Origin of the sequence: Verrucosispora sp. SN26_14.1 (genome assembly GCF_004307965.1) — a bacterium.
Taxonomy (GTDB): domain Bacteria; phylum Actinomycetota; class Actinomycetes; order Mycobacteriales; family Micromonosporaceae; genus Micromonospora.
In genome coordinates, this window is sequence record NZ_SISL01000338.1 from 1 (window position 1) to 6467 (window position 6467).

The 6467-nt window shown below is 72.3% G+C and carries 5 protein-coding genes, 1 pseudogene and 1 riboswitch; of the genes and pseudogenes, 5 read left to right on the forward strand and 1 reads right to left on the reverse strand.

Annotated features, from left to right (window positions below):
• A pseudogene (locus tag EYA84_RS23695) lies at positions 1–874 on the reverse strand (5-methyltetrahydropteroyltriglutamate--homocysteine S-methyltransferase); the annotation flags it as partial.
• Between the two features lie 119 nt (positions 875–993).
• Positions 994–1213, reverse strand: a riboswitch (cobalamin riboswitch).
• Between the two features lie 166 nt (positions 1214–1379).
• Here EYA84_RS23695 and EYA84_RS23700 point away from each other — a divergent pair.
• The 5 genes from EYA84_RS23700 (at position 1380) to EYA84_RS23720 (ending at position 6370) form a co-directional block, all read left to right on the forward strand.
• On the forward strand, positions 1380–2468 hold the full coding sequence (locus tag EYA84_RS23700) for an iron ABC transporter permease (RefSeq protein WP_176094494.1): 1089 nt from the start codon (positions 1380–1382) through the stop codon (positions 2466–2468).
• 24 nt (positions 2469–2492) lie between these two features.
• On the forward strand, positions 2493–3479 hold the full coding sequence (locus tag EYA84_RS23705; protein WP_131055464.1) for an ABC transporter substrate-binding protein: 987 nt from the start codon (positions 2493–2495) through the stop codon (positions 3477–3479).
• Complete coding sequence (locus EYA84_RS23710) at positions 3476–4261, forward strand: ABC transporter ATP-binding protein (RefSeq protein WP_131055466.1); 786 nt, start codon at positions 3476–3478, stop codon at positions 4259–4261. The genes EYA84_RS23705 and EYA84_RS23710 overlap by 4 nt, the downstream gene beginning before the upstream one ends.
• Positions 4258–4953, forward strand: coding sequence for a class I SAM-dependent methyltransferase (locus EYA84_RS23715; protein ID WP_131055468.1), 696 nt, complete (start codon positions 4258–4260; stop codon positions 4951–4953). The genes EYA84_RS23710 and EYA84_RS23715 overlap by 4 nt, the downstream gene beginning before the upstream one ends.
• A 370-nt stretch (positions 4954–5323) precedes the next feature.
• The gene (locus EYA84_RS23720; protein WP_131055470.1) at positions 5324–6370 is read left to right on the forward strand and encodes a LacI family DNA-binding transcriptional regulator; all 1047 of its coding nucleotides are present in this window, start codon (positions 5324–5326) and stop codon (positions 6368–6370) included.
• Positions 6371–6467: the final 97 nt, after the last annotated feature.

The window sequence follows — 6467 nt, forward strand, 5'->3', positions numbered from 1 at the left end:
CCACGGTCCGGCCCGGCAGCGCGCCGTGGCCGGCGAGCCGGTCCAGGTCACCCGGTCCGGCGACCAGGTCCAACCCGATCGCCTCGATCGGCGTGTCCAGCAAGGCGGGCAGCGCGTCGCCGAGTTCGCCGAAGTAGGCGGCGACGAACAGGCGGGGCCGGTGGGTCAGCGCGCCGAGGCGGGCGTAGGCGGCGCTGAGGGCGCGGATCTCGGCGTCGGACCGGTCGCCGACGTACGCCGGTTCGTCGAGCTGCACCCACGGCACACCGACGTCGGCGAGCGCGGTCAGCAGGTCGGCGTAGACGTCGACGAGGTCGTCCAGCCGGTCGAACGGGCGGAACCCGTCCGGCGCGTCGGCGGTGGGCTTGGCGAGCAGCAGCAGGGTGGCCGGGCCGACCAGCACCGGACGGGTGGTGATGCCGAGCGCCCGCGCCCGCCCGTACTCGGTCAGGGGCGTGTCGGCCCGGGCGGCGAAGGCGGTGTCCGGGCCGATCTCGGGCACCAGGTAGTGGTAGTTGGTGTCGAACCACTTCGTCATCTCCAGCGGCGGCTCCTGGGCGGTGCCGCGTGCCATGGCGAAGTAGGTGTCCAGCTCACCGAGGCCGAGCCGGCGGAACCGGTCGGGTACGGCGTCGACCGTGACGGCCGCGTCGAGCACGTGGTCGTAGAGCGAGAACGTGTTGGACGGTACGGCGGACAGGCCGGCGTCGTGCAACGTACGCCAGGTCTCCTCGCGTACCTGCGCGGCGGTGGCCCGCAGGGTCGGCTCGTCGATGCGGCCGGCCCAGTAGCCCTCGACCGCGGTCTTGAGTTCACGGCGCGGGCCGATGCGCGGATAGCCGAGCACGGTGCTCGTTCCGAACGGAGTGGTCATGTCGCCAGGGTTCCCTTCCCTCGAGGTCCGGCGGTACGGCTCCGGGGAAGGCTGGGGAGGGCACGGTGCGACGACCGACCTCGCCCGGGCCCTCCCGCGAGGCCGACGGCGGCGTGCGCGGCTGCGCACGCGGCACGGGCAGGTCTTCGGACTCGTGGGCGCGACCGGCTGGGCCGGTCTCCTACTGGCCGTCGCTTCCCGGACCCGACAGGGCGTCCAGTGCGTGTGACGGCGGTCGTTCCCACTCACCGCTGCGGGGCAGTCCCGGACTCACACCGGGTTCCCTCTTACGACGCCTCGACCGGACGGCCGGGGCGAACCAGTACCGTCTCGGATCCTAGCGTCCGGATCACGCGTGACGACCGGCGCGCGGGTGTGATGTCCGCACGGCGACACGGGGTCGAGCGGAGCGTGAACAACGACTCATCCGGCTTCCGCTGGCGTGATCTTGGTGTTAGCTTTTTGCAAAGACTTGGCAAGAACAACGACTTTGCGTGGGAGAGCGGTGAGCGTCACCACCCTGCCGACGAGCCCGACGGACGTGCTCGGTGTGGCGGCGCAGCGCCGCCGGACCGGCCTCTGGCTGCTCGCGCTGACCCTCGGCCTGGTCCTGACCGGCCTGGTCGCGGTCGGGGCCGGGGCGATCGGCATCCCGCCGCTCACGGTGGCCCGGATCATCGGGCACCAGCTCGTCGGCGTGCCGGGCGAGGTGAGCTGGACCGGACCGCAGCAGGCGATCGTCTGGCAGGTCCGACTGCCCCGGGTCCTGCTCGGCATGCTGGTCGGCGCCGGGCTGGCGGTCTGCGGCGTGGCCTTGCAGGCCATGGTCCGCAACGTGCTCGCCGACCCGTACCTGCTGGGGATCAACTCCGGCGCCTCCAGCGGCGCGGCCGCCGCGATCCTCTTCGGCGCCGGCGCCGGCTTCGGCCAGTACGCGCTCTCCACCAGCGCGTTCGTCGGCGCGCTCGGCGCCTCGCTGCTGGTCTTCCTGATCGCGCGCAGCGGCGGCCGGGTCACCTCCATCCGGCTGCTGCTGGCCGGCGTCGCCGTCGGGTACGCGCTGTACGCCACCACCAGCTTCCTGATCTTCGCCTCCGGATCCGCCGAGGGTGCCCGGTCGGTGATGTTCTGGCTCCTCGGGTCGCTGGGCCTGGCCCGCTGGAACGCCCTGCTGCTGATCGCCGCCGTGGTGCTGATCGGCACCATCGGATACCTGACCGTCGTCGGACGGCGGCTCGACGTGCTGGCCATCGGCGACGAGACCGCGCACACCCTGGGCGTCTCGCCGGACCGGTTCCGCCTCCGGCTGCTCGTGCTGGTCTCGCTCAGCGTCGGCATCCTGGTCTCCGCCGCCGGCAGCATCGGTTTCGTCGGCCTGGTCGTGCCGCACCTGGCCCGCCGCATCGTCGGCGCACCGCACGTCCGGGTGGTGCCGGTGGCCGCGCTGCTCGGGGCGATCCTCCTGGTCTGGGCCGACGTGCTGGCCCGGGTGCTGCTGGCACCGCAGGAGATCCCGATCGGCATCATCACCTCCCTGCTCGGTGCCCCCTTCCTGCTGGTCCTGATCCGCCGTCTGCACGCCTCCGGCGCCTGAACGCCCGTCCGTCAAGGAGAACCGATGTTGAAGGCACGCCGCCTCGCCACCGCCGCCGCCTCCGCGTGCGTGCTGCTCGTCGCCGGGTGCGGCGGCGGCACCGACGGACCGACCGACGCCGCCCCCGGCTACCCGGTCACCGTGACCAACTGCGGCGTGGACGTCACCTTCGACGCCCCTCCGCAGCGGATCGTGCTGCTCAAGAGCGCCGCCGTGCCGTACCTGCACGCGCTCGGCGTGCTGGACCGGGTCACCGCGCGGGCGGGGCAGTACCCGAAGGAGTACTACGACGCGGCGACCCAGGGCGAGCTGGACCGCATCCCGTTGCTGACCGACAAGACCGACACCAGCGGCCACCTCCAGATCTCCAAGGAGGTGGTGATCAGCCAGGAGCCCGACCTGGTCCTCGGCGAGGTCGACAACCTCTCCCGCGACACCCTCGCGGCGGTGGACATCCCGCTGCTGGAGGAGCCGGCGATGTGCCCGGACAGCACCGCCGTGCCGAGTTTCGACGACATCTACCGGCAGATGGAGACGTACGGCCGGGTGTTCGGCCGCCAGACCGAGGCGTCGACTGCGGTCACCGCGCTCCAGGACCGGATGACGAAGGTCCAGGCCGAGGCGGGCAGCGGGTCCGGACGCACCGCGGCGGTGCTCTATCCGACCGTCGGCGGCGGCACCACGTACGCGTACGGCACCGGCAGCATGGCCCACCCGCAGTTGACGGCCGCCGGTTTCCGCAACGTCTTCGGCGACGTCAAGGAGCGGGTCTTCGAGGTCACCGTCGAGGAACTGCTCGGCCGCAACCCGGACGTGCTGATCCTGCTCTACGGCGACGGCGACCCCCGCGCGGTCGAGCAGGGGCTCACCGGGCTGCCGGGCGCGCAGCAGCTCAACGCGGTCCGCAACGGCCAGGTCATGACCCAGTTGTTCAACTTCACCGAGCCGCCGACGCCGTTGTCCATCGACGGTCTGGAGCGGATCGTGCAGCGCTTCGGGAACGGCTCGTGATCGAGGCCACCGACGTCACGTGGCGCTACGGCGCGAATCCGGTCATCGACGGGGTCAGCGTGACCGCCCGGCCGGGTCGGGTCCTCGGCCTGATCGGGCCCAACGGCAGCGGCAAGACCACGCTGCTGCGGTTGCTCTACGGCGCCCTGCGCAGCCGGACCGGGCAGGTCGTGGTGGACGGCGACGCGTTGGTCGCCCTGCCCGCCCGGGAGGCCGCGCGGCGGCTGGCCGTGGTCGTGCAGGAGAGCGGCGGGGAGACCGCCCTGACCGTGGCGGAGCTGGTGCTGCTCGGCCGGGGGCCGCACCTGTCGACGTTCCAGCGGACCGGTCGGGCCGACCACGAGATCGCCGCCCGCTGCCTGAGCCGGGTCGGTGCCACGCACCTGAGCGGGCGGGCGTTCGTCCAGCTCTCCGGCGGTGAGCGGCAGCGGGTGCTGATCGCCCGCGCGCTCGCCCAGCAGGCCACCCACCTGCTGCTCGACGAGCCCACCAACCACCTCGACATCCGCTACCAGCACGAGATCCTGCACCTGGTCCGCACGCTGGACACCTGCTCGGTCGTCGTGCTGCACGATCTCAACCTGGCCGCCCGCTACTGCGACGACCTGGTGCTGCTCGGCGCGGGCGGGGTCGCCGCCGCCGGCACCGTCGACGAGGTCCTCGACCCCGCCGTCCTGGAGCCCGTCTACGGCATCGGCATCCGGCGCCTGGACCTCGACGGCACCGTCCACCTGCTGTTCCACCCGATCCATGAGAGCACCGACGAGAGGACTGCGGCATGACCACGCAGGAACGCATCAACGCCTACTGGACCGGCCGCGCACCCGAGTACGACGAGTACCAGCAGCGCCCCGACCGGCTCGCCGACGACCAGCGGGCCTGGGCGCAGATCTGGGCGCAGGCCCTGCCGGCCGCACCGCTGGACGTGCTCGACGTCGGCACCGGCACCGGCCAGGTCGCCATGGTCCTGGCCGGTCTCGGGCACCGCGTCACCGGCATCGACCTGGCCGAGGGCATGCTCGCCGAGGCCCGCCGGCACGCCGCGACCGTCACCGACGGCCCGGTCATCCGGCTCGGCGACGCCGTGGCGCCGGACTTCCCGGCCGCCAGCTTCGACGCCGTCACCAGCCGATACCTGATGTGGACGCTACGCGAGCCGCAGAGGGCCGTGGCCAACTGGATCCGCCTGCTGCGCCCCGGCGGCACGGTCGCGGTGGTGGACAGCACCTGGTTCCCGCACGGCCTCGACAACGCCTCGGAGAACTTCACCGGCCACTACGACAGCCAGGTGCAGGCGGAGCTGCCGCTGGCCACCGCGACCTCCATCGACAAGACCGTGGCGGTGCTGGAGGAGTCGGGCCTGACGGACGTCACGGCCGTCCCGCTGACGTCGATCTACGAGCTGGACCACCGGTACGGCGTGGCACCGAACCACGAGCACCAGATGCAGTACCTGGTCAGCGGCCGGGTCTGAGACGACCCGCCGCCGGGCACCCGGCCGCGTCCGCAGCACCAGTCACGCTCCGTGCAGCTCTCCGTGGACAGCGGGGAGCGCCGGGGCGTTCAGGCGTTGCGGTAATACGTATTAGCGCCGTCGAGTTCTTGAATACTGCGACTCCGGGGCGGCGCTGTCAAGAGCCGACGGCGAGGGTGCCCCGTCGGGCGGGTGGGGCGCCGCGCCTCGTTCACAGGTCCGCCGAGGACGCTCGCTAATCCGCATTAGTTCAGGGAGTTCATCAGACGGAAATCTGCCGTCACCCTCTTGACATCGATCGGGTTCAGCCGCGAAGCTCCTTCCCAGCCCGAACGCTAATACGCATTAGCGGCAGTGGAAGGACTCCCCCGTGCCCCCTGCACCCCGACGCGTCACACAACGTGACATCGCACGGATGGCCGGCGTCAGCCAGGCAACCGTGTCGCTGGTGCTCAACAACCGCGCCGACGCGGAGGTGCGCATCGCCCCCGAGACCCGGGACCGGGTGCTGCGGGTGATCGCCGAGACCGGGTACGCCGCCGACCCGGTCGCCCGTCGGCTCGCGTCCCGGTTCAACCGGATCATCGGCGTCTTCACCTACGAGCCGGCGTTCCCCAGCGGCAGCCGGGACTTCTTCCACCCCTTCCTGCTCGGCATCGAGGAGTACGCCGAACGGGTCGGCTGCGACCTGCTGCTGTTCACCAGCGCACCCGTGGTCGACGGGCGTCGACGGATCTTCCACCGCGACAACCGGCTCCGCCTGGCCGACGGGTGCATCCTGCTCGGACGCGAGATCGACGCCGCCGAGCTGCTCCGGCTCAACCGCGACGGATACCCGTACGTGGCGGTGGGTCGCCGCGACGACGCGGGTGGACCGGTCCCCTACGTCGGCGCCGACTACGCCGCGGCGGTGCGGCAGCTCGTCGAACTGGCCCTGGGACGCGGCCACCGGCGCCTGGCCTACCTGGGCGTGGACGCCACCGCCGAGTCCTCGGCCGACCGCTGGCACGGGTTCGACGCCGCCGCACCGGCCGCCGAGTCAGCCCGCCGCCTGGCCGACCCGACCCGCGACGCCGACGCCGTCCTGGACGACCTCGCCGGGGACGGCAGCACGGTCGTCTTCGTCGAGGACTTCGCCACCGCCGTCGCCCTGGAGTCCGCCGCCCGCCGACGCGGGCTGCGCGTACCCGGTGACCTGTCGATCCTGACGCTCGGCGACCCGACGGTGCCGGTGCCCACCGACACCGCGTTCACCGGGTTCCACATCCCGCGCGAGGAGATGGGCCGGCAGTCGGTCGAGGTGCTGACCGGGGTCATCGACGGCAGCGCCGACGGCGTCCAGCAACGACTCCTCCCCTGCGAGTTCGTCGAGGGCGACACCCTCGGCGCCCCCGAACCGGCGGTCGACCGCCGATAGGCGGCCCGCGCGACTGGAAGGAAGCAAGTGGCACAGATGCGTGCGGACGTCCTCATCGTCGGCGGCGGACTGGGCGGGGTCGCCGCCGCGCTCGCGG